At 37.1% G+C, this 22534-nt stretch carries 17 protein-coding genes, 2 tRNA genes and 3 rRNA genes; 3 read left to right on the plus strand and 19 right to left on the minus strand.

Going from position 1 to position 22534, the window contains the following annotated elements; translation table 11 throughout:
- Positions 1 to 43: 43 nt before the first annotated feature.
- The 14 genes from NTZ27_04710 to NTZ27_04775 all read right to left on the minus strand — a co-directional run bounded on the left by NTZ27_04710 (position 44) and on the right by NTZ27_04775 (position 13796).
- Positions 44 to 826 carry an enoyl-CoA hydratase-related protein gene (locus NTZ27_04710; GenBank protein MCX6174040.1) on the minus strand — a complete coding sequence of 261 codons (783 nt, stop codon included), beginning with the start codon at positions 824 to 826 and terminating at the stop codon, positions 44 to 46.
- 10 nt (positions 827 to 836) lie between these two features.
- Positions 837 to 1421, minus strand: coding sequence for a hypothetical protein (locus NTZ27_04715; protein ID MCX6174041.1), 585 nt, complete (start codon positions 1419 to 1421; stop codon positions 837 to 839).
- A gap of 18 nt (positions 1422 to 1439) precedes the next feature.
- The gene (locus NTZ27_04720; protein ID MCX6174042.1) at positions 1440 to 1901 is read right to left on the minus strand and encodes a hypothetical protein; all 462 of its coding nucleotides are present in this window, start codon (positions 1899 to 1901) and stop codon (positions 1440 to 1442) included.
- A gap of 83 nt (positions 1902 to 1984) precedes the next feature.
- Entirely contained in the window at positions 1985 to 2734 is a 750-nt protein-coding gene (gene fabG, locus NTZ27_04725) for a 3-oxoacyl-ACP reductase FabG (GenBank protein ID MCX6174043.1), read from the minus strand.
- A 1-nt stretch (position 2735) separates the two neighbouring features.
- Positions 2736 to 3470 carry a tRNA pseudouridine(38-40) synthase TruA gene (gene truA, locus NTZ27_04730; GenBank protein ID MCX6174044.1) on the minus strand — a complete coding sequence of 245 codons (735 nt, stop codon included), beginning with the start codon at positions 3468 to 3470 and terminating at the stop codon, positions 2736 to 2738.
- 113 nt (positions 3471 to 3583) lie between these two features.
- Entirely contained in the window at positions 3584 to 4339 is a 756-nt protein-coding gene (locus NTZ27_04735; protein ID MCX6174045.1) for a hypothetical protein, read from the minus strand.
- 2 nt (positions 4340 to 4341) lie between these two features.
- The gene (gene mtaB / locus NTZ27_04740; protein MCX6174046.1) at positions 4342 to 5667 is read right to left on the minus strand and encodes a tRNA (N(6)-L-threonylcarbamoyladenosine(37)-C(2))-methylthiotransferase MtaB; all 1326 of its coding nucleotides are present in this window, start codon (positions 5665 to 5667) and stop codon (positions 4342 to 4344) included.
- Between the two features lie 197 nt (positions 5668 to 5864).
- Positions 5865 to 7694 carry a 30S ribosomal protein S1 gene (rpsA, locus tag NTZ27_04745; protein MCX6174047.1) on the minus strand — a complete coding sequence of 610 codons (1830 nt, stop codon included), beginning with the start codon at positions 7692 to 7694 and terminating at the stop codon, positions 5865 to 5867.
- 96 nt (positions 7695 to 7790) lie between these two features.
- Positions 7791 to 8465 carry a (d)CMP kinase gene (gene cmk / locus NTZ27_04750; GenBank protein MCX6174048.1) on the minus strand — a complete coding sequence of 225 codons (675 nt, stop codon included), beginning with the start codon at positions 8463 to 8465 and terminating at the stop codon, positions 7791 to 7793.
- Between the two features lie 65 nt (positions 8466 to 8530).
- A complete protein-coding gene (locus NTZ27_04755) occupies positions 8531 to 9700 on the minus strand; it encodes an ABC transporter permease (GenBank protein ID MCX6174049.1) in 1170 nt (389 codons plus the stop codon).
- A 49-nt stretch (positions 9701 to 9749) separates the two neighbouring features.
- On the minus strand, positions 9750 to 10907 hold the full coding sequence (locus NTZ27_04760) for an ABC transporter permease (protein MCX6174050.1): 1158 nt from the start codon (positions 10905 to 10907) through the stop codon (positions 9750 to 9752).
- Between the two features lie 9 nt (positions 10908 to 10916).
- On the minus strand, positions 10917 to 11588 hold the full coding sequence (locus NTZ27_04765) for an ABC transporter ATP-binding protein (GenBank protein ID MCX6174051.1): 672 nt from the start codon (positions 11586 to 11588) through the stop codon (positions 10917 to 10919).
- Between the two features lie 72 nt (positions 11589 to 11660).
- Positions 11661 to 12854, minus strand: coding sequence for an efflux RND transporter periplasmic adaptor subunit (locus NTZ27_04770; protein MCX6174052.1), 1194 nt, complete (start codon positions 12852 to 12854; stop codon positions 11661 to 11663).
- 174 nt (positions 12855 to 13028) lie between these two features.
- A complete protein-coding gene (locus NTZ27_04775) occupies positions 13029 to 13796 on the minus strand; it encodes an inositol monophosphatase family protein (GenBank protein MCX6174053.1) in 768 nt (255 codons plus the stop codon).
- A gap of 209 nt (positions 13797 to 14005) precedes the next feature.
- On the opposite strand from NTZ27_04775, the gene lon reads away from it, so the two are divergent.
- From lon to dnaX, 3 genes are read left to right on the plus strand one after another with little or no spacing between them, the layout of a single operon-like run.
- Positions 14006 to 16429 (plus strand): endopeptidase La, encoded by a 2424-nt coding sequence (lon, locus tag NTZ27_04780; protein ID MCX6174054.1) that lies wholly within the window; start codon positions 14006 to 14008, stop codon positions 16427 to 16429.
- Positions 16429 to 16935 (plus strand): GAF domain-containing protein, encoded by a 507-nt coding sequence (locus NTZ27_04785; GenBank protein ID MCX6174055.1) that lies wholly within the window; start codon positions 16429 to 16431, stop codon positions 16933 to 16935. The genes lon and NTZ27_04785 overlap by 1 nt, the downstream gene beginning before the upstream one ends.
- Positions 16936 to 16947: 12 nt before the next feature.
- Positions 16948 to 18615, plus strand: coding sequence for a DNA polymerase III subunit gamma/tau (gene dnaX / locus NTZ27_04790; GenBank protein MCX6174056.1), 1668 nt, complete (start codon positions 16948 to 16950; stop codon positions 18613 to 18615).
- Between the two features lie 67 nt (positions 18616 to 18682).
- Here dnaX and rrf read toward each other — a convergent pair.
- The 5 genes from rrf to NTZ27_04815 form a co-directional block, all read right to left on the minus strand.
- Positions 18683 to 18799 (minus strand): 5S ribosomal RNA (gene rrf / locus NTZ27_04795).
- A 78-nt stretch (positions 18800 to 18877) separates the two neighbouring features.
- Positions 18878 to 21947 (minus strand): 23S ribosomal RNA (locus NTZ27_04800).
- Between the two features lie 107 nt (positions 21948 to 22054).
- A tRNA-Ala gene (locus NTZ27_04805) sits at positions 22055 to 22127 on the minus strand.
- Between the two features lie 40 nt (positions 22128 to 22167).
- Positions 22168 to 22241, minus strand: a tRNA-Ile gene (locus NTZ27_04810).
- Positions 22242 to 22333: 92 nt separating this feature from the next.
- A 16S ribosomal RNA gene (locus NTZ27_04815) occupies positions 22334 to 22534 on the minus strand; the annotation flags it as partial.

Here is a 22534-nt window from a genome sequence, read left to right on the forward strand (position 1 = left end):
AAAATCTGTGCGTTACTTTTTAGGCGCAGAATATGATTCTGCGCTACGAGTTTTTAAAATTGGGTTTACGTTTTTCCAGAAAAGCTGTTGTTCCTTCCTTAAAATCTTCCGAGCCGCAGCCTTCCGCAAATAATTTTGCCTCATAATTAAGACCGTCAGATTCCGAAAGTTCATCACAACTAACAATTGCAAGCAATGCTTTTCTAACTGCGATTTGTCCTTTCGAAGAAATTTTTTCTGCAAACTCAGTTGCTTTACTAATTAATTCTTCTGAACTGAATATTTTGTTAACTATACCAATTCTCAAAGCTTCATTTGCATCAATTAAATCTCCGGTTAAAATTAATTCTGCTGCACGACCAGAATTAATCAATCGGGTTAATCTTTGTGTTCCGCCATATCCCGGAATTATACCAAGGTTGACTTCTGGCTGCCCGAATTTTGCTTTCTCGTTTGCAAATCTTATATGACATGATAATGCGAGTTCACATCCACCGCCAAGTGCAAATCCGTTCACAGCGGCAATAACAGGTTTACCAAGATTTTCGATCAAGTTGAAAACCGCTTGTCCGTTCTCTGAAAATTTCTTTCCGGTTGATTCGTCCAATTTATTTAATTCGGAAATGTCTGCGCCGGCAACAAAAGCTTTTTCTCCGGCGCCGGTTATAATTACAACATTTATACCTTCATCATTTTTAATTGCAGTAAAACATTCTTTCAATTCGGTAACAGTGGCATCGTTAAGTGCGTTTAACTTATCAGTGCGATTAATTGTAACAAACCCGATCTTATTTTTTACTTCAAATAAAATATTATTGAAACTCATAAATCCCTCATTACATTTTTACAAAAATTGGAATGTTAGCTCTCAGATTAAAAGACAGATATTGATTTTGGGGTAAGTAATTATAATAAGTAACAACATCCAGAATGAACATAGAAAAACCTGCACCGATATGAAAACCGAATTTATTTATATCTTCAACAAAATTTTGTTTACCGCTGTCAATCTTGAACTGATGCCAATTTTCGAAGAGAGCATACTCGGCACCGATATCAATTATAGGCATTAGCAAAACAACATTTTCCAAAATTGGTTTGAAATAATATCTTACTCCAGGAGCTATCATAAAAACATTACTTGAGAACGATGCATAGTCGCTTCGTTTATAAAAATCTTGTCTTCCCGGATAATGTTGGTAACCGATCATTGTGTAAAGAAATACAGGTAGGAACTCGTTATCACTGTAAGAGAAAATAACTTCAGCGCCAATTCCAATATTCTGCGCATCTGCAAATTCTCCAATTGGAAATCTTGGACCTACAGCTATTCCCATAAATAAACCTTTGGCTGCACCGAATTTGAATTGACCAAAAGTGACAGAACTAAAAAGTATTAGAAAAAATAAAAGTTTTTTCATTTCATTTTTATTTATGGATTACTTTCCAAAAAGTTGAGTCCCAATTCCGTATTTAAAAACTAATTCACCGCCGTGTATTCCTGTTATATATATTAGATAACAACCCGCTAATCCAATAGGAATAAAAATGTGTTTCCAATTGGACTCAAATTTCTTTTTGAGAATTAAATACGTTCTTAAAACTAAAACTGCAAAAAAATACCATAGTGTTATAGTTGCATTTTGTTCGTGCCGTTCAATTATTTCATTCAGCAAATTTGTTTTTCCTTTGTAGAGAAATTTTGCTGCCTCATGTGCTTGATTTCCAGTCAACACTGCAATTACCGCCGTTACAATTCCTACAATTAAAATTATATATGCCGATTTACTCAAGTAATTTTTCTTAAGCAGAAGACCAAACACTTCAAGAAAAAAATATAATATAAATAATACCACAGGAAAGTGAACGATGCGCGGATGAAGTTCAGCTAAAAATTCCATTTGTAGTTTTTCTTTTGTCTGTTACTATAATCAACTCAATTCAAATATATGATAATGAACCCAATATTCAAAAGCTCACATATTTACCCACATAAAACACTTCCGCCGTTTACATTAAGAATTTCACCATTGATATGTCGTGCTAAATCAGATGCAAGAAATAAAGTTGGTCCTGCAATATCTTCGGCAGTTGCAATTCTTCCAACGGGAATCCCTTTCCTGATACTTTCTTTATAATCTTTATCAGCAAAAACATCATCGTTCATTTCTGTATCAACCCAACCTGGAGCTATGGAATTTACGGTTATATTATTAGAAGCCAATTCCACAGCAAGAGATTTTGTGAATGAAATCATACCGCCCTTTGAAGCAGCATAATGAGAATGAAATGCTTCTCCACGCTGCCCGGCAGTTGATGTTATTAAAATTATTCTTCCAAATTTATTTTTCTTCATGTAAGTAGTTACAGCTTTGCAGAATAAAAATGTTGAAGTGAGATTTACTCGTATGAGTTCGTTCCAATGATCGAGCGTCATTTTTTCAAGAGTTCCGTCATTCCAGATCCCGGCATTATGAACGAGCACATCTATCTTTCCAAAATCTTTAGCAACTTTTTTTACCATTTCAAAAATTTCTTTCTCGGATTCCATATCAACACAATAAGCTTTAACATTTTTACCAAGTTCTTTTTCTAACTTTTCTGCTTGTGATTTTGCACTCTTAAAAGTAAAAGCAACTTTGCTGTTCGCTTTCAAAAATAATTTTACACATGCTTCCCCTATTCCTCTGGAACCACCGGTTATAATTGAAACTTTGTTCGATAGATCTATCATTTCAATACCTCACCTTAAATAAGAATAATCCTTTAGCTGGTACAGATTCATCCGCTTCTTCTCTATTTTTTTCTTTGAGAACTTTTAATAAATAATCTTCACCAAGTTTTCTTTCAGCAGCAAATATAAGTGTTCCAATAATTGTTCTTGCCATTCCATGCATAAACCGATTTGCCGAGATATAAAAAGTTGAGATAGTTTTTCCTTTGTGCCAAATAATATCTTTAACCTCACAAGTTTTGTCTTCAATCTCAATATCCTTTCTTGAGAAAGATGTAAAATCATGTGGACCTAATAATGCTTTTGAAATTTTGTTGAGGTATTTGAAATCAAGTTTCGAAATGGAAGGAAAATAATAAGAGTAATTATTATAGAATGGAGATTTGTGATCGCAAAAAAGATAAATGTAACTCCGGTTCTTGGCATCAAACCGGGAATGAAAAGATTCATCCACTTTTTCCATTTTCAGAACTGAAATGTCATTCGGCAAAATAGAATTAAGCGAATAACGGAATCTATAAAGATCTAATTCGCTTTCAATTCTGAAATTAGCTACTTGTCCAAAAGCGTGTACACCGGTATCTGTTCTGCCGGATCCGATTAGATTAATTTTTTCTTTCAGAATAACTTCGACGGCATCAACAATTTTTTGCTGAACACTAACAGCATTGCTCTGGATTTGCCATCCCGAATAATTTGTTCCGTCGTATTGGATTAATAATTTGTAATTATTCAATTTGAATTAATTCTTGTTCAATCCAAAATTATGAAAATTCTTCGATGGTTGTTAGTATAAAGGTGAGAATTGTCAGTGGTCATTAATCGGATTAATGACCACTAACTATATCATTAAAATGATTTTACAAAATTAAAAGTTATCGAAGTCGGTAGGGTTGGATGATTATTCAAACCAACAGAAACATTCCAGCTAACTTCTTGCGAAAGATTTTTATTGTAAGCAGAAACCAACCTAACAGCATTAACGGCGCTGATCAAACGGTTAAGTATTAAAGCACCAACAACAAACCTAACATTAGTATAAGCGGATTCGCTTGAAGACCATAAATCATGGTACTCTTTGCGTTGATCATTATCGTTCCATTTCCAATAGTATGATGCAACGTTATAAGTTTTATCAAAATTGCGATTTAATTCCATAGCAGTATTATAATCACCTATACTTTGGTAGATTCCAATGTTAGCAAAATATTCTGCTTCTTTACCGCTGAGATTGACTCCGCCTTTTGATTCGGCGAATGATTTGTAATCATTCTCTTTCCATTTACCATAGATTTCAAATCCGGCAAACGCTCCCCAAAGAACACCATCGGCAATTGTAAAATATTTTCCGCTATCATAATTCCCGGCATATAGTTCGCCCATTCCTGGCAATAACATAGAATATAAAATTGCCAGCGCTGGATTTTTCTTCTGGTTATCAGATACTTGATACTGGATGCTGGATGATGGATGATGGATGTTACTAGCTGAAAGCTGATTGCTGATAGCTGATAGCTGTTTTAATTCGATGAGACTTTTGGTTTGTTCGCTCTGCGCAAATGATATTGATGAAACAAGCACAACAAGAGAGATAATGTTTTTCATTTTCAACCTGCCTGAATGTTTATTGATTCATTAATTGAAATATTCTCTGTTGTACAAATATTTTCATCAACCTCCTTGATTTTTACCTTCACAAATTTATTAATTAATTCATGATCAAACGAATGTTTTACACGGACATAATTTGATGAGAATCCTTTCATCATTCCGTTATGATCTTCGTGTTCGAAAAGTATTGTTAATTCTTTTCCAACCATTTTTTGATAGAATTCGTGTTTTTTCTTTTCGCTCAAAATTCTAAGCATATTACTGCGCCGCTTCCGTTCAATAGGATCAACAGAATTTGCCATCTCAATTGCTTTTGTTTCCGGTCGTTCAGAATAAGTAAACACATGCAAATACGAGATCGGTAAATCTTTTAGAAAATTATATGTCTCAAGAAAATTTTCCTCCGTCTCTCCGGGAAAACCGACGATGACATCAACACCAATTCTAAGATCATTAACTTTTTCAACAGCTTTATAAATTAATTTTTCATAATCCTCAACTTTGTAACGACGTTGCATTAGTTTTAATATCTCACCGCATCCGCTTTGTAACGGAATATGAAAATGATTGCACATTCTTTCATCCTTCGCGGTCAAATCTAAAATTTCATCGGTTAGAAGATTAGGTTCGATTGAACTGATTCGAATCCGGTAATCACCATCTACTTTCAACATTTTTTTAAGAAGTGCATACAAATCAATATCAAAAGAATTTCCATAATCGCCAACATTAACACCGGTTAAAATTATTTCTTTGTATCCGGCTTTCAATAATTGTTTAAACTCATTAATTACTTCTTCCGGACTTGCACTTCTGCTCTTACCGCGTGCTAAAGGAATTGTACAGAATGAACATTTATAATCGCATCCATCTTGAATTTTGAAAAATGCTCTTGTGCGGTTATCTGCATCGGTTGAATAAGAAGGATTGAATGAATCCAAATTTTCTGTCGGAGAAATAAAGATGCATGATAATTCCTTCTTCTCAAAATTTTCCAGATAAGAGAACAGATTAAATTTTTCATTACTGCCAAGTACTGCATCAACTCCATCTATCTTTGCAATTTCATAGGGACGAAGTTGAGCATAGCATCCGGTAACAACAATAAATGAATTCGGATTATTTCTTAGCGCACGGCGAACAATTTGCCGGCATTCACGATCTGCATTATCCGTAACAGTGCACGTGTTGATCACAAATACATCTGATTTTTCTTTTTCATCAACAATACTGAATCCATGTTTCAGAAATTGCTGCCCGATTGTTGAGGTTTCAGAAAAATTAAGTTTACAACCTAATGTATGGAAAGCTACTTTGGACATGATCTCAATCATTAAATTTATAATTGATATTTATTTATTGTTAGTGGTCAGTTGATGGTTGTCAGTTATAAAATATAAAACACAACCGACCACTGACAACTTTCCAAAAACAAAATGGGCTGCATCCAATCTAAAAACAAATTTGATTAAATACAGCCCGAATATTTCTATTACAGTTAATAGCCAATGGCTAAAAGCTATTCATCTTTCTTCTTCTCTTCCGCCGGTGGAGCAGGAACTTGCGGTTGAGGTTTTGTATCCTCGTATAAATTAAAATCTGATGAATCGAATTTACCGGCATCCGCTTGTTTCAAATCAGCAGCTGTAACTTTTTCCAATTTGAAATCGGTAATGTATTTGGAAATTTCTTCATCTGATTTTTCTTTTAATGCTGCAAGTGCACTAAGAACAATTTTCTTATTCTCTTTATCGAACTCAACTACTTTCAATTCAAGTTTTGTTCCGATTGGAAAACAGAAAGAAAGATTTTTGATCTTAGAAGTAGAAAGTTGTGTCGCCGGAATAAATCCGTCAACATTCAATGGAAGTTCAGCAATCAATCCTTTTTCGATTATGCGGACAATCTTTCCATCGGAATTCTTTCCAATTGCATATTCTTTCTCAAAATTATCCCAAGGATTTGCATTGATTTGTTTATGTCCGAGAGAAATTTTTCTTGAATCCGTATCAACACCAAGAACAACAACATCAATCTTATCGCCTTTCTTAACAACTTCACCGGGATGACGGATTTTCTTGGTCCATGAAAGATCACTGATGTGAACTAATCCGTCAATACCTGGTTCGAGTTCAACGAACACACCAAAGTTTGTCAGGTTGCGTGCAATACCTTGATGTTGTGTACCGACAGGATATTTCTTTAATAGATCCGACCATGGATCAGGAGTTAATTGTTTCATACCGAGTGAAATTTTCTTTTCTACTTTATCGAGACTCAATATAACTGCATCAACAACCTGTCCCATCGAAACAAATTGGGATGGATGGCTGATATGCTGTGTCCAGCTCATTTCCGAAATGTGAATCAATCCTTCGATACCTTTTTCGATCTCTATGAAAGCGCCGTAATCTGTAAGTGAAACAACACGACCGGCAGCTTTATCTCCGATCTTTAATTTATCTTCTATTTTTTCCCATGGATGCGGTAAGAGTTGTTTTAAGCTGAGAGAAATTCTCTTACGTTCCATTTCAAAATCAGTAACAACAACTTTAATCTTCTCATCAAGTCTGACAACTTCACTAGGATGATTAATTCTTCCCCAGCTTAGATCTGTAATGTGAATAAGACCATCAACACCGCCGAGATCAATGAATACACCGAAGTCAGTAATTGCTTTAACAGTACCTTCAAGAATTTGTCCCTTCTCGAGCTTATCAAGAATTTCTTTACGCTGATCGGAAATTGTTTCTTCAATAAGAACTTTATGAGAGACAACAATATTTTCCGTAGGGATATTTACTTTTACAATTTTGAAATCCATCGTTTGGCCGACGAATGCATCAAAATCACGAACAGGACGAATATCAATTTGTGAACCCGGTAAGAATGCTTCAATTCCCATCAAGTCAACAACCATTCCGCCTTTAATTCGTTTAAGAATTTTTCCAGGAAGAACTTTTTCATTTTCGAAAGAATCCATAACTCTTCCCCAAATTTTAAGGAAGTCTGCTCTCTTCTTGGAAAGAACTAAGTTTCCGTCTTCATCTTCAACGCTTTCAATTACAACATCAACTTTCTCACCGATCTTAATTTCTTCGGTTGAGTTGAATTCTGATTTTGAAATTGTTCCGTCTGACTTGAAACCTACATCAACAACAACGTTATCGGTATTTACACCAACGATTGTACCTTCAAGAATTTCACCTTCCTTTATATCACGGAATGAATGCGCATAAAGTTCAGAAAGTTCTTTAAGATCTTCAGGAGAGTATTCATCTGCATTGATGTACCTTTCTCTTTTGGGTTTAGATACTTTTTTCTTAGTATCTTTTTCTAACTCTAACATTTTAACTCCTACTGCTGTTACTCTGCTTCGAACATTCCGCCATCTTGAATTTTCTCGGCAGTTTTGGTTTAGTTTAACATCTGTTATGATGGCATTTTATTTTTTTAGAATCTCGTTAATTTTCTTATGCAAGAATTCATAATCCTGTTCAGGAGTTAATGCGGAATTATCAAGCTCTATTGCATCATCAGCTTTTTTTAACGGAGAGATTTCTCTTTCGCTGTCAATTCTATCTCTTTTTTCCAAATTAGCTTTAACTTCTTCAAATGTGATCGAAATGTTTTTATCTTGAAATTCTCTTAATCGTCTTTTAGTTCTTATATCAATCGAAGCAGTAAGGAAAATTTTTAGATCTGCATTAGAAAACACAACTGTAGTAACATCTCTTCCTTCAGCAACAATATTTCCTTCATCACCTAATCTTTTTTGAATCTTAACTAATTCTGCTCTTACTTCTGGTATTCTGCTTATGTCGCTAACCTTTCCGTTAACTTCTGCAGTCCTAATTTGTTCGGTAACTTCTTCGTCATCAACAAAAACTCTTGTTATGTTGTTTTCAAATCTTAGCTTTAAATTGATCCGCCTTGCCATTTCAATAACAGCAGGAATATTTTCGGCGATGCCATTTCTTAGAGCAATAAAAGTAATAGCGCGATACATCGCACCGGTATCCAAATATGTAAAACCAAGTTTTTGTGCAATGTTTTTAGCAGCAGTACTTTTGCCTGAACCGGCGGGACCGTCTATTGCTATGATTATTTTCTTTAACATTTGGCTGGCAAAAATAGGAAAACTACCCCCCCACCGCAAATTTAAAAGATGAGAATAATTTGGACTTAACCCCCTCTTAATGCACCAACAATATTTAACCTTGAAGCACGAACTGCAGGCAAGAATCCACCGAGCAGTCCCATAACAACCGCAAAGATTAAACATGAAATAATTATTGATGGATTTAAAGCAAACGCAAATGATAAATCAGAGAATGAATTAAAGTTTAGTGTTGAGATTGTAAATAACTGTAAGAATGATGCTAAGAACAATCCAACTGCGGCACCGATCAATGTAATCAGTAAAGATTCACTTAAAAATGCGAGGAGAATACTTCTACGTTTGAAACCAAGTGAGCGCATCGTTCCAATTTCAACTGTTCTGTTAGCAACAGCGGCATACATTGTAATAGTTGCGCCAATAATTGCACCGAAACTAAATATTACTGTAATAAAGGTTCCGAGAATTCGAATGAATGCTGCAAGAAATTCCGATTGCATCTCGAAGAATCTTTGTTCAGTCATTACTTCAAATTGTTGAAGTCTTCTGTCTGCATTAAATTCTCTTTGGAATTTTTCAAAGTTATTCGGGTTATCTAATTTAATTGTCATAGTTGAAACAGTATTACCGCGATTAAATGCACTCTGCAACTGAGTTGCATCGCCCCAAACTTCGGATTCAAATCCGCTTCCGTTTGCTTCGAACAAACCAACAACGGTCCAGTTATCACCGGCAAATTTTATTTTACTTCCTATCTCAGCTCCGGCAAATTTATTTGATATTGATTTACCGACAATCAATTCCCTTAAAGAAGGGTTGAACATTCTTCCTTCGGTTATTTTCAATTGCGAACGCAAAATATTAACCAATTGCGAAACACCACGAACTGTTATGTTACTCATTCCGCCTTTTTTTATTTCTAAATTAATTATCACTACCGGTTCGCCGGAAATTATTTGTCTTCCGTCGTTTGTTTTCGCTATGTATGGAAATGTCCGAACAACATTTTGTGTTTCACCATCAACGATGCTGGAAATTTCACCTTGTGAAGATTTTCTCATCACCATAACATTTTCTTTTGATCCCGTTGCAACTAAAGTTTTTTCAACACCGTAAGCCATCATAAGCACAGCCGCAAATACAAACACAACAAGCGCAATACCTGCAACTGTAATTAATGTTGTAAGTTTTCTAGTTATCAAACTTCTTATAGTGTATTTGAATGGAACTGCCATGTTAACCTCTTTTTGTCATTCCGCACTTGATGCAGAATCTATTTAAAATTTATCCGACAAACCTAAATCCATCAACAATCTTTGTTCCAAGTGCACGTTGAATCGGGAATATTGCAGCAAGCAATCCAACTAACAAAGTTGCTATAACTGCAAGAACAATAGTGATCGGTTCAATAAAGAAGAACGGGAAAAATCCTTTCGGCATTGCCTGTTCAAATCCCGACACAACTGGGAATGTTAGAGCTAAACCAATTCCTCCGCCAAGACAAGCGATCAACATAGATTCACCAAGAATCAAACCGGTTAAGTGAAGAGCTGAAAATCCAAGTGTTTTGAATACTGCATACTCACGTGTTCTTTCCCGTGCAGACATTATCATTGTGTTAGCAACAACTAATAAAATTATTCCTATGATCATGAAAGACATCCAGTTCATTGCTGTTATGATTGCACCGGAAGCAGAAATAAATCCCTGTGTAAATGCTTTTTCTGTTTCTGTTTTTGTTTCAGCGGTTGAATTCTTGAACATCTCATCAATCTGATTTGAAATTTGTGCAGAGCGATTCGGATCATCAATCTGAACCATATACCACATAACTTGATTAGCACGTGGCGGAGTTTCTACTTTCATTCGTTCGTTTATATAATCCACATGAAAAACCATTTGAGTTGCATCTGTGTTTTTATTCTTAGGTTTATATATTCCGCGAACTTCGAATTCCCATCTACCGGGATAAATATCTCCGTCGAGCACCATTTGATCGCCGATTTTCAAATTATATTGTTTTGCAATTAGGGAACCAATGACACATCCGTTTCTTTGTTTCTTATATGATTCGAATTCTGCTTTCGGTAATAAAAATTCAGGATAAACTTCGAACATGTTATCATCTACAGCCATTCTAGCAAAGAAATTCTTTTTGTCTTTGTAAACTCCACCAAACCAAATTGCACCGCATACATTGGTAACTCCAGGGACAGATTGAATTTTATCTTTATACGCAAATGGTAATGGAAAAATGAATGAAACTGATTGACGGGTTATCAACCGGTTCGCCATTGTTGCATCAACACTTGAATACCAAATGGTAACCACAGTTCTCAACAAACCAAATGCAATGATCGCAATTGTAATTCCAAGAATTGTAAGGGATGTTCTCAGCTTGTGTCGAAGTGCATTCTTAAAAATTAATTTAAATATTTTCATATCGGCTCCTTACACCAAATCGCCTTTATCGAGATGAAGCTTACGGGAAGCTTTCTCGGCGGCGTGCGGATCGTGAGTAACCACTATAACAGTTTTTTTGAATTCTTTATTTAATCGGTCAATCAATGTTAGAATTTCTTCAGCAGACTTTCTATCAAGATCACCGGTTGGTTCATCAGCAACAAGTATTACCGGATCGGTAACAATAGCGCGTGCAATTGCTACACGCTGTTCCTGTCCGCCGGAAAGTTGTTTCGGATAATGACTCATTCTATCGCCAAGTCCAACAATATTTAATGTTGCTTCAACGTGTTTTCTTCTTTCGGATTTGGAAAGTTTTGTAAGAAGAAGCGGAAGTTCAACATTTTCAAATGCAGTAAGAACAGGAATTAAATTATAAAATTGAAAAACAAAACCGACATTTGATGAACGCCATTTTGCAAGAGCTGATTCGCCAAGTTTTGCTATGTTCGTTCCTGCTACTGTTACTTCTCCATTTGTCGGACGGTCAATACCGGCAATTAAATTTAACAATGTTGTTTTACCGGAACCGGAAGGTCCCATCAGTGCAAGAAATTCTCCTTCTTGAACATCAAGAGTGATATCATGAAGAACAGGAATTTCCAAACTGTTTCGCCAGTATGATTTCGATAAATTTTTTACTTGAATAATTGCACTCATTCAATACTCCTTTCAAAATAATTTCTTGACCACTTAAAGTCCTCGCCTTTGGAGAGGATTTAGGTGAGGCTTTTATTTATTAATTTTAACTTTCGCACCATCTTTAATTTCAGCAGTAACATTATCAATAATTTCATCACCGTTTTCCAATCCATTAGTGATTTCAATAAAAGAACCAAAATCTTTTCCGGTTGTTACTGCAACTTGAACAACTTTCTCATCACGAACTTTGAAAGTAAATTTCTGATCTCCTCTGGTAACAACCGCAGTTTTAGGAACAACTAAATTCGGTTTTTCATTTTTCAATTCTTCTTTCATTGCTTCACGAAGGAAGAGAACTTTTGCGCTCATTTCCGGAAGAACTCGTTTATCATAACTCTTAAATCCAACTTTAACCATAACTGTAGCTTTACCGCGGTCTGCTGTTGGAACGATCTTAGCAACATAACCGGCATAATTATGCCCGGGGTATGCATCAAGTGTGATCTGGCAATTCTGATTTGGTTCGATCTTTTCAATATTCGACTCGCTCACATCTGCTTCGACTTGCAAAGAATTCATATCAGCCATAGTTACAACGGCGGCTTTGGAATTTACGCCCGCACCCATCGGTGCAACAACTTCGCCAACATCTGCATTTTTTGTAAGAACGGTTCCATTGAATGGTGCCCGCACCAAAGTATTTTCAAGAGCAACTTCTGATTGCGTAACTAATGCTTTAGCAACTTCAATTGATGCAAGCACTCTATTATATCTTGTCTCAGCGGCATCAAATTCCATTTGACTTGCAGAACCGGTTCTTAATAAATCTTTTTGACGATTATAATTTTTTTCGGCATCATTTAAATCTGCTTGACTAAGTTTTAAATTTGCTTTCGCTTGATCAAGTTGAGCTTTGATATCGCTGTCTTCCAATCTTGCTATAACTTGGTTAACCGAAACTTTATCGCCCTCAACAACTCCAAGATAAACTAAACGTCCCATTCCTTTTGAAGCAACTGCAGCTTTTCTTTGTGCAACTACATAACCGCTTGCTGTTAATATGGCGCTACTTTGCGCTGATGATTGCGTCGCTGCATAAGTCATCTTCACTTCTATAGCCGGACTTGTGTAAGATTTAAATAGAAATACAATGACAAGTAAAATAATTGTAATACCTAATCCGGTAGCAATCATTTTAACAAGCTTTCCCTTCTGTTCGGGATTTACATTTTTCTGGCTTCTGTCAATTTTTAATGAAGATAAATCCGCGCTTTTTGTTTCCACTTTCTCACTCTTTATTTTGTTATTACAGGATAGGTTGCGTTAAAATAATAAATTACATTACTCCAAAACAAGATCGAATATTTATTTGTTTATTGAGACGTAACAAGGTGTGTATTTGTTATAATAAATTTTATTTCGGATTTTCTGTCAGCTGAAAAATGCAGCAGAAATTGATTAATAGTTACTCAGTAATTTAATCATGGAACGATGAACAAAATTATTTGTTGCTAAAATCTGCTTAGAATAAATATCAATCTTCTCTCCAGCAAAATTCGTAACTACACCGCTGGCTTCTTCAACAATTAATTTGCCCGCGCAAATATCCCAAGGATGAAGATGGACTTCCCAAAATCCGTCAAACACTCCTAAAGCAACATAACAAAAATCAATTGCGGCAGAACCAAGACGGCGAACAGCGCGTGCAGATTTTAATGAATCAATAAATCTTTCAAATGCATGATCTGGATTTTCTGCTATGTTGTACGGGAACCCGGTAACAAGAACACTTTTTCTCAAATCTGTATTTGAGCTAACTTTTAATTTCATTCCATTGCGGAAAGAACCGCTTCCTTTTTCAGATGTATAGATTTCATCTCTCATAATATCATAAACAGCACCGCAAATTGTCCCGCCATTTTTCTGCACACCGATTGAAACAGCAAACATTGGAAATCCATGTGCAAAGTTTGTTGTCCCATCAAGCGGATCTATTACCCAGAGATATTCGGAACTTGTTCCGTGTTCACCGCTCTCTTCCGCAAGAACTGAGTGACCGGGAAATTCTTTTTTAATAAAATCAATTATCAAAGCTTCAGATTTTTTATCTATCTCAGTTACAAGGTCTGATGAATTTGTTTTGTATTCAGTAGAAAAATTTTTCCCAAATCCTTCTCTTACAATTTCTCCAGCTTCTTTTGAGATTTGAATAACTTTATCAATCATTATTATCCACAATTTATTTAAGCAAAAATAGTCTAATAAAATATTTCTTGCTCATAATCTTGATCGTATTTATTCCTATTCACAAAAAGTAAGATCAAGATCATGAAAAGAATAGATAAATATATGCTCTAGCTGGTTTCTTGATAGCCCAGTGATTTGTTGGTATATTTACTTAAAGATTAATTAAAACAGTGGAGAAATTAATTTTAATGGATGAAATTATTAGTAAGACAAGCAACGATTATTCAACAATAGACAGTATTCCACGCATATTACCAGTTCTGCCTCTTCGTGATAATGTAATTTTTCCGTACATGATATTTCCTGTATTGGTTGGAAGAGAACAATCCATAAAAGCCGCAAACTTTGCACTCGATGGCTCAAAATATATTTTTCTGGCTGCTCAAAAAAAATCTAATGTAGAAGAACCGGCTAAAGAAGATATTTATACTGAAGGAACGATTGCAAAAATAATACAGATACTAAAACTGCCAAACGGATTACTTAAAATTTTAGTTGACGGAATAATTCAAGGAAGAATTATTTCTTTCACTGATAGAACAAATTTCTACGAAGCCGAGATAGAAGTTATCTCTCAGAAAGATGAAGACCCGCGGGAGAAGAACGCATTGATGCGGCAAATGTCAAATCTTTTCAAAGAGTATGTAAAAATAAATAAAGCAGTTCCTCCCGAAGCCGTAACTGCACTTGATAATATTGATGAACCTGACCGTAAATTATTTTACGTTGCGGCAAACATAAATCAGCAAATTGAAGTTAAGCAGAAAATCCTACAAAAATTTTCCTTAAAAGATCAGCTCTACGAAGTTATTAGAATTCTTAATTCAGAAATAGAAATTTTGAAAATTGAAAAAGAGATCGAAGGGAAAGTTCAAGAAAATATTCAAAAGACGCAGCGAAAATTTATTATTCAAGAACAGATTAGAATTTTGCAAGATGAACTTGGCGAAGAAGATGAAGCATCTCCAGAATTTACAAAACTTAAAGAGCGAATTAAAAATTCCAAGATGCCAAAACCTATTTATGAAAAAGCTATTGAAGAATTCAATAAATTGAAGAAAACTCCTCCAAGTTCTCCCGAATCAACTGTCATTCGTAATTATCTTGATTGGCTGATTGATGTTCCTTGGCATATCAAAACAAAAGACAATCTTGATATAAAAAACGTCCGCAAAATTTTAGATGAAGATCATTACGGTCTTGATAAGCCAAAAGAGAGAATTGTAGAACACATTGCTGTTTTAAATCTTGTAAAAAATATGCGCGGACAAATTTTATGTTTTGTTGGACCTCCGGGAGTTGGAAAAACTTCGCTTGGAAAATCTATTGCACGTGCGATTGGTAGAAATTTTGTTCGCATTTCGCTCGGCGGCGTTCGTGATGAAGCAGAGATCCGCGGACATAGAAGAACTTATATCGGTTCAATGCCGGGAAAAATTATTCAATCAATGAAACGCGCAAAAACAATTAATCCGATTATGCTTCTTGATGAAATAGATAAGATGAGTATGGATTTCCGCGGCGATCCGTCATCTGCCATGCTAGAAGTTCTAGATCCTGAACAGAACCATACATTCAATGATCATTATCTGGATATTGATTATGATCTTTCTCAAGTTATGTTTATTACAACTGCAAATGTTAGATATAATATTCCGCTTCCTATACAGGATAGAATGGAAATAATTGAATTACCCGGATATCTTGAGCATGAAAAAGTTCAGATAGCAAAACGACATATCATTCCTAAACAGATTCAAGCTCACGGTCTTGAAAAATATAATGTTGAATTCAAAGACGAAGCGATTACCAAAATAATTATGGATTATACACGTGAAGCCGGTGTTCGAAATCTTGAACGTGAGATCACATCTGTACTTCGTAAAACTGCACGCGAAATAATTATCTCTCATTCAAACAATGGAAGCAAGAAGAAATCTAAAAAGAAATTTTCTATTGATACTGCGCTTGTTGAAAAGTTTCTTGGTGTTCCAAGGTTCAGAACTCAAAAAGCTGATAAAGAATTACGTGTAGGAAGTGTTACTGGTTTAGCATGGACAAGCATGGGTGGTGAGATTCTTCAAGTTGATGCAACTGTTATGACAGGTACAGAAAAACTTACACTCACTGGACAAATTGGAAATGTGATGAAAGAATCGGCACAAGCTGCTCTTAGCTATTTACGTTCAAATGCAAAAGATTTTGGGTTAGATTCGAATTTTGCAAAAGACAAAGAGATACACATACATCTTCCCGAAGGTGCGATACCTAAAGACGGACCAAGTGCAGGCATAACATTGGCATTGGCTATGTTTTCCGCTTTAAGCGGTAAAGCTGCACGTAATGATGTAGCTATGACCGGGGAAATTACTTTGCGCGGAAAAATTTTACCGATCGGCGGACTAAATGAAAAACTGCTTGCAGCAAGAAGAAGCGGAATAAAAATAGTTCTGATACCAAAGGAAAATGAAAAAGATCTAAGTGAAATTAAATCGGAAGTTAAAGATGGAATGAATATTATTCCGATTCAGACTATAAAAGAAGCGTTAAAATTTGTTTTCGAAGCGGATAAAAAACCGAACAAAAAATTATTGAAGAAAAAACCAAAGTAATGGCCAAGACTTTAGTTATTAATAAAAATCTTCCCCTGTCAGAAATTTATGAATCGCTCCTTCAACAATTGAATTCGTTGGTTAATCCGGATGAACCGTTGATCTCAAATCTTGCGAATGTTACTGCAGCGCTCAAAGATACTTTTAATAAAATTAGTTGGGTTGGTTTCTATCTCTTAAAAGATGGAAAACTTTATCTAGGTCCCTTTCAAGGGAAAGTTGCATGTACAGTTATCGAAATTGGCAAAGGTGTGTGCGGTGGTTGTGCTGCACGAAAAGAAATAATAATTGTAAACGATGTTGATCAATTTCCGGGGCATATCATATGCGACGTCGGTTCACGATCGGAGATTGTAATTCCTTTAATAAAAGATGAAAAGATTTTCGGAGTGTTGGATTTAGATAGTTATCAACTTTCTGCTTTTAATGAAACAGATAAAAAATATCTAGAAATTTTGAGCAAAACATTAATTCAAAAACTTTCTTTTGAAAGAATAGTTTTGTAAATAGGATACAAAATGGCTGAACAAATTAAATATATTGTTACTGCACGCAAATGGCGTCCGCAAACTTTTGCAGATGTTGTAGGTCAAGAACATATCACTACAACAATGAAGAATGCAATTCTAAGCAATCGAATTGCACATGCATATTTATTCGCCGGTCCCAGAGGTGTTGGTAAAACCACCACGGCTCGTATTCTAGCCAAAGTACTGAATTGCCTAAATTCTAAAAATGGCGAACCATGTAATGAATGTGAAATGTGTCAATCTTTTGCCAATTCACGATCGCTTGATATTATTGAAATAGACGGCGCATCTAACAGACGCATTGAAGAAATTAGGACGCTTAGGGAATCAGTTAAATACGCTCCTACAAAAGGCAATTACAAAGTTTATATAATAGATGAAGTGCATATGTTAACAACCGAATCATTCAATGCGCTTCTAAAAACATTGGAAGAACCGCCGGAACATACCGTATTCATTTTTGCCACAACCGATGTTCATAAAGTTCCGTTAACAATAATTTCCCGTTGTCAGCGTTTCGATTTCCGCCGTATTGAAATGAGCGTTATTAAAAAACTATTAAAGGAAATTGCCGATGCTGAAAAAATTAAGATCGATGATATAGCTCTCACACTAATTGCAAAAAAAGCCGATGGCGCTCTGCGAGATGCACAGAGTTTATTCGATCAAGTAATTTCTTTCAGCGGGATGGATGTTGATTCTAACGTTCTCTCGAAAATGTTTAATCTAATTGATGAAGAGATTTATTTTAATATTTCGGATGCAATTCTAAACAAGAATTTTACTGCTGCTTTTGATGTCTCTCAAAAAATTTATGAGAACGGATGGAATTATGTTGATTTTATAGCTGGGCTGATTGAACATTTTAGGAATATAATGACTGTGGTTGTCCGTAAAAATTGTGATCTGATAGAAGAAGCGGAGATATTCAAGAATAAATATTTAGAATATATCGGCAAGTTTTCAGAAGGAGATATTTTAAGAATTTTTGCTTTTCTCAATAAAGTTCAGTGGGAGATTAAATCATCTTCAAATCAAAAATTAAAAATCGAAATTTCGCTTAGTCATCTAATTGGTTTGGAAAAATCTTCAACTATAACAGAACTACTTTCTAATATTGATAAAAGCAATCCGGAGACTAAACCAAAAATAGTTCTTGATTCTTCAGTAAAATTTAACTCTTCCTCTAAACAAATTAATTCTCCTATTTCAAATGTGCGACCAGCACTAAAAGAGGAAATCATTGTTCCTGAAATAAAAGAATTTATTACCCCAACGTTAAACAGCACAACAGATTTTAACGATATTATCTCCAAGTGGAATAATTTTATAGAACAGGTAAAATCAGAAAAATTATTTTTTGCATCAGTTTTATTAAACTCAAATCCTGTTGAATTCAATAACCATCAATTGCATCTTGAAGTTGAACATCCTGAAGATGGTGACATAATAAACAACAATAAAACCTATCTTGATAAAAAGACAAAAGAAGTGTTCGGTCAAAAAATTGAAATGAAAATCTCAAAAGGGAAAAAATCTTCCGCAACAAAAAAAGCCATATATGCAAATCCGAACAATAATTCCACAAAAGCTGATGAAGATCCAATTGCAAACGCAATAATAAACGAACTCGGCGGAAGAGAAATCAAACGGTAGTTCAAATTTTATATTTTTTACTAACAAAAAAGCCCAAACGAAAATCGAATGGGCTTCTTAAATTTAATCCTGGCGGCTACCTACTCTTCCACGCACCTGCGCACGCAGTACCATCGGCGTATAAGGGCTTAACTTCTCTGTTCGGAATGGGAAGAGGTGTTTCCCCTTAGCTATAACCACCAGAAAATTTTTGTTTTCTGTCAAACATAAAATGAAAGAAAGAAAGAGATTGAGTCTTTAACATCTATCTTGAAATATAATAATGGCTAAGTCTCACGACTTATTAGTACTGCTCGACTTAATTCCTCGCGGAACTTACATCTGCAGCCTATCAACCTTGTAATCTCCAAGGAGTCTTTAGGTCTTGCGACGGGATACCTAATCTTGAAGTGTGCTTCGCACTTAGATGCTTTCAGCGCTTATCACATCCGCACATAGCTACCCAACGATACCACTGGCGTGATAATTGGTGCACTAGAGGTGCGTTCACTTCGGTCCTCTCGTACTAGAAGCGACTCTTCTCAAGTATCCTGCGCCCGCATAGGATAGGGACCGAACTGTCTCACGACGTTCTGAACCCAGCTCACGTACCGCTTTAATTGGCGAACAGCCAAACCCTTGGGACCTTCTTCAGCCCCAGGATGCGATGAGCCGACATCGAGGTGCCAAACCTTACCGTCGATATGAACTCTTGGGTAAGATCAGCCTGTTATCCCCGGCGTACCTTTTATCCTTTGAGCGACGGCATTTCCACTCACTACCGCCGGATCACTAAGTCCTGCTTTCGCATCTGCTCGACCTGTATGTCTCGCAGTCAAGCTCCCTTATGCCTTTGCACTCGACGCATGATTACCAACCATGCTGAGGGAACCATTGAGAGCCTCCGTTACAATTTGGGAGGCGACCGCCCCAGTCAAACTACCCGCCTAACACTGTTCCTAACCCAGATTCATGGGTTGAGGTTAGAATCCAGATAAAACAAACTACCCGCCTAACACTGTTCCTTACCCTGATTCAAGGGCAGAGGTTAGAATCCAAATAAAACAAGGGTGGTATTTCACCGTTGACTCCACCGAAGCTAGCGCCCCGGTTTCAAAGTCTCCCACCTATTCTACACATGCCTTACTCGAACCCAATGCTAGGGTGCAGTAAAGGTGCACGGGGTCTTTCCGTCCATATGCGGGTAACCGGCGTCTTCACCGGTACCACAATTTCACCGAGCCCGTGGTTGAGACAGTGCCCAAATCGTTACACCATTCGTGCAGGTCGGAACTTACCCGACAAGGAATTTCGCTACCTTAGGACCGTTATAGTTACGGCCGCCGTTTACTGGGGCTTCGGTTCAAAGCTTCGCATTGCTGCTAACCTCTTCCCTTAACCTTCCAGCACCGGGCAGGTGTCAGTCCCTATACATCGTCTGAATTGACTTCGCAGAGACATGTGTTTTTGTTAAACAGTCGCTTGGGCCATTTATCTGCGGCCTCTTTCTGCTAAACTCGCGGGAGTTTCACATACTTGAGGCACCCCTTCTTGCTAACTTACGGGGTTAATTTGCCGAGTTCCTTAACCACGGCTCACTCGAGCGCCTTAGAATATTCATCCCATCTACCTGTGTCGGTTTGCGGTACGGTCTGATACAAATCTTCCGTACGAAGATTTTCTCGACAGTCTGTTTATGGTTAGTTTGTGTCCAAAGAACTCCCGTTCGTATCTCGGTGTTAATGAGAATGCGGATTTGCCTACACTCTCCACCTACTTACTTAGACCACCTAATCCAACAGGTGGCTAACCTTTCACTCCTGTGTCCCTCCTTACGGTCGAACGATTTATACCAGGTACAGGAATTTTAACCTGTCTTCCATCGCCTACGCCTTTCAGCCTCGGCTTAGGGTCCGACTAACCCTGAGATGACTAACATTGCTCAGGAAACCTTAGATTTTCGGCGCGAAGATTTTTCATCTTCGTTATCGTTACTAATGCCTACATTTGCGTTTCTATCCGCTCCAGCATGGCTCACGCCACACCTTCAGTGCTGAATAGAATGTTCCTCTACCGCTTCGATAAATCGAAGCCCATAACTTCGGCAAGTAGTTTAAGTCCCGGGTATTGTCGACGCTAAGTCGCTTGACTAGTGAGCTATTACGCACTCTTTAAATGAATGGCTGCTTCTAAGCCAACATCCTAGTTGTCTGAGCAACTTAACATCCTTTATCTGTTAACTACTATTTTGGGGCCTTAGTTGATGGTCTGGGTTGTTTCCCTTTTGGCAATGAAGCTTATCCCCCACTGCCTGACTGCCGAGAAACATGTATAGGGAATTCGGAGTTTGTCTGGGTTTGGTACCGTTGTGACAGCCCTAGCCCAATCAGTGCTCTACCTCCCTTACATTTTTACTCGACGCTAGCCCTAAAGCTATTTCGAGGAATACGAGCTATCTCCGAGTTTGATTGGTCTTTCGCTCCTACCCTCACCTCATCCAAGCGGTTTTCAACCCACACTAGTTCGGACCTCCATGAGGTTTTACCCTCACTTCATCCTGGACGAGGGTAGATCACTCGGTTTCGCGTCTAGCGCCTGTTACTTAATCGCCCTATTCAGACTCGCTTTCGCTACGGCTTCTCCGCTAAGCGGATTAACCTTGCAACAAACGACTAACTCGTAGGCTCATTATCCAGAAGGCACGCTGTCATTCCGATAAATCGGAACTCCAACTGCTTGTAAGCATATGGTTTCAGGTACTATTTCACTCTCCTGTTAGGAGTACTTTTCACCTTTCCCTCACGGTACTTATGCGCTATCGGTCACAAAGAAGTATTTAGCCTTAGGAGATGGTTCTCCCAGATTCACACAAACTTCCACTTATTCCGTGTTACTTGGGAATGTCTTCAAAGAAGTTATATTATTTTCACCTACGGGACTATCACCCTTTATAGTTGAACTTTCCAGAATATTCGGTTAATAATATAATTTTTTACTTCTCGACTTATTTGTAATTCAGTCCAAAAACACCCCGCTACACCGCTAACACAACGGTCACACCCTTTAACATGTTAGACGGTTTAGGCTGTTTCCCTTTCGCTCGCCACTACTTAGGAAATCACTATTGTTTTATCTTCCTTCAGGTACTTAGATGTTTCAGTTCTCTGAGTTGACTTTGCTTATCCTATGGATTCAGATAAGAATTTCCCGACATTACTCGGGAAGGGTTGCCCCATTCGGAAACCCACGGGTATTAGGTTGCTTCCACCTCACCGTGGTATATCGCTGGTAGCCGCGTCCTTCATCGCCTCTTTGTGCCAAGGCATCCACCATATGCCCTTAATAACTTAGCCAAAAAAATTTATATCACAAGATAGATGTTATATTTTTACTAGACTCAGTAAAAATTATCTTTCGATAATTTCATACTCTTTCAATCTTTCAAAGAACAAATATTATGTGGAGCTAAACGGGATCGAACCGTTAACCTCCGCCTTGCAAGGGCGGCGCTCTCCCAATTGAGCTATAGCCCCAGAATTTCTTCTGGGTGTTTAGTTAATACGCACCCTAAAGTGGGCCTGAGTAGAGTTGAACTACTGACCTCACGCTTATCAGGCGTGCGCTCTAACCAACTGAGCTACAGGCCCGTGATTATATCACAGCAGCCAGAGCTGCTCAGGAAAATAAAAAGAGCGAGTAACTAAATAATTCATAATAGTTCATGTTGAATTCTCTTTAGAAAGGAGGTGATCCAGCCGCACCTTCCGGTACGGCTACCTTGTTACGACTTAGCCCCAGTCACCGGTTTTACCTTAGGCAGCTCCTCCCTTGCGGTTAGGTCACTGACTTTGGGTACCCCCGGCTTCCATGGCTTGACGGGCGGTGTGTACAAGGCCCGGGAACGTATTCACCGCGGCGTGCTGATCCGCGATTACTAGCA

This window comes from Ignavibacteriales bacterium (assembly GCA_026390775.1).
GTDB lineage: Bacteria > Bacteroidota > Ignavibacteria > Ignavibacteriales > Melioribacteraceae > Fen-1258.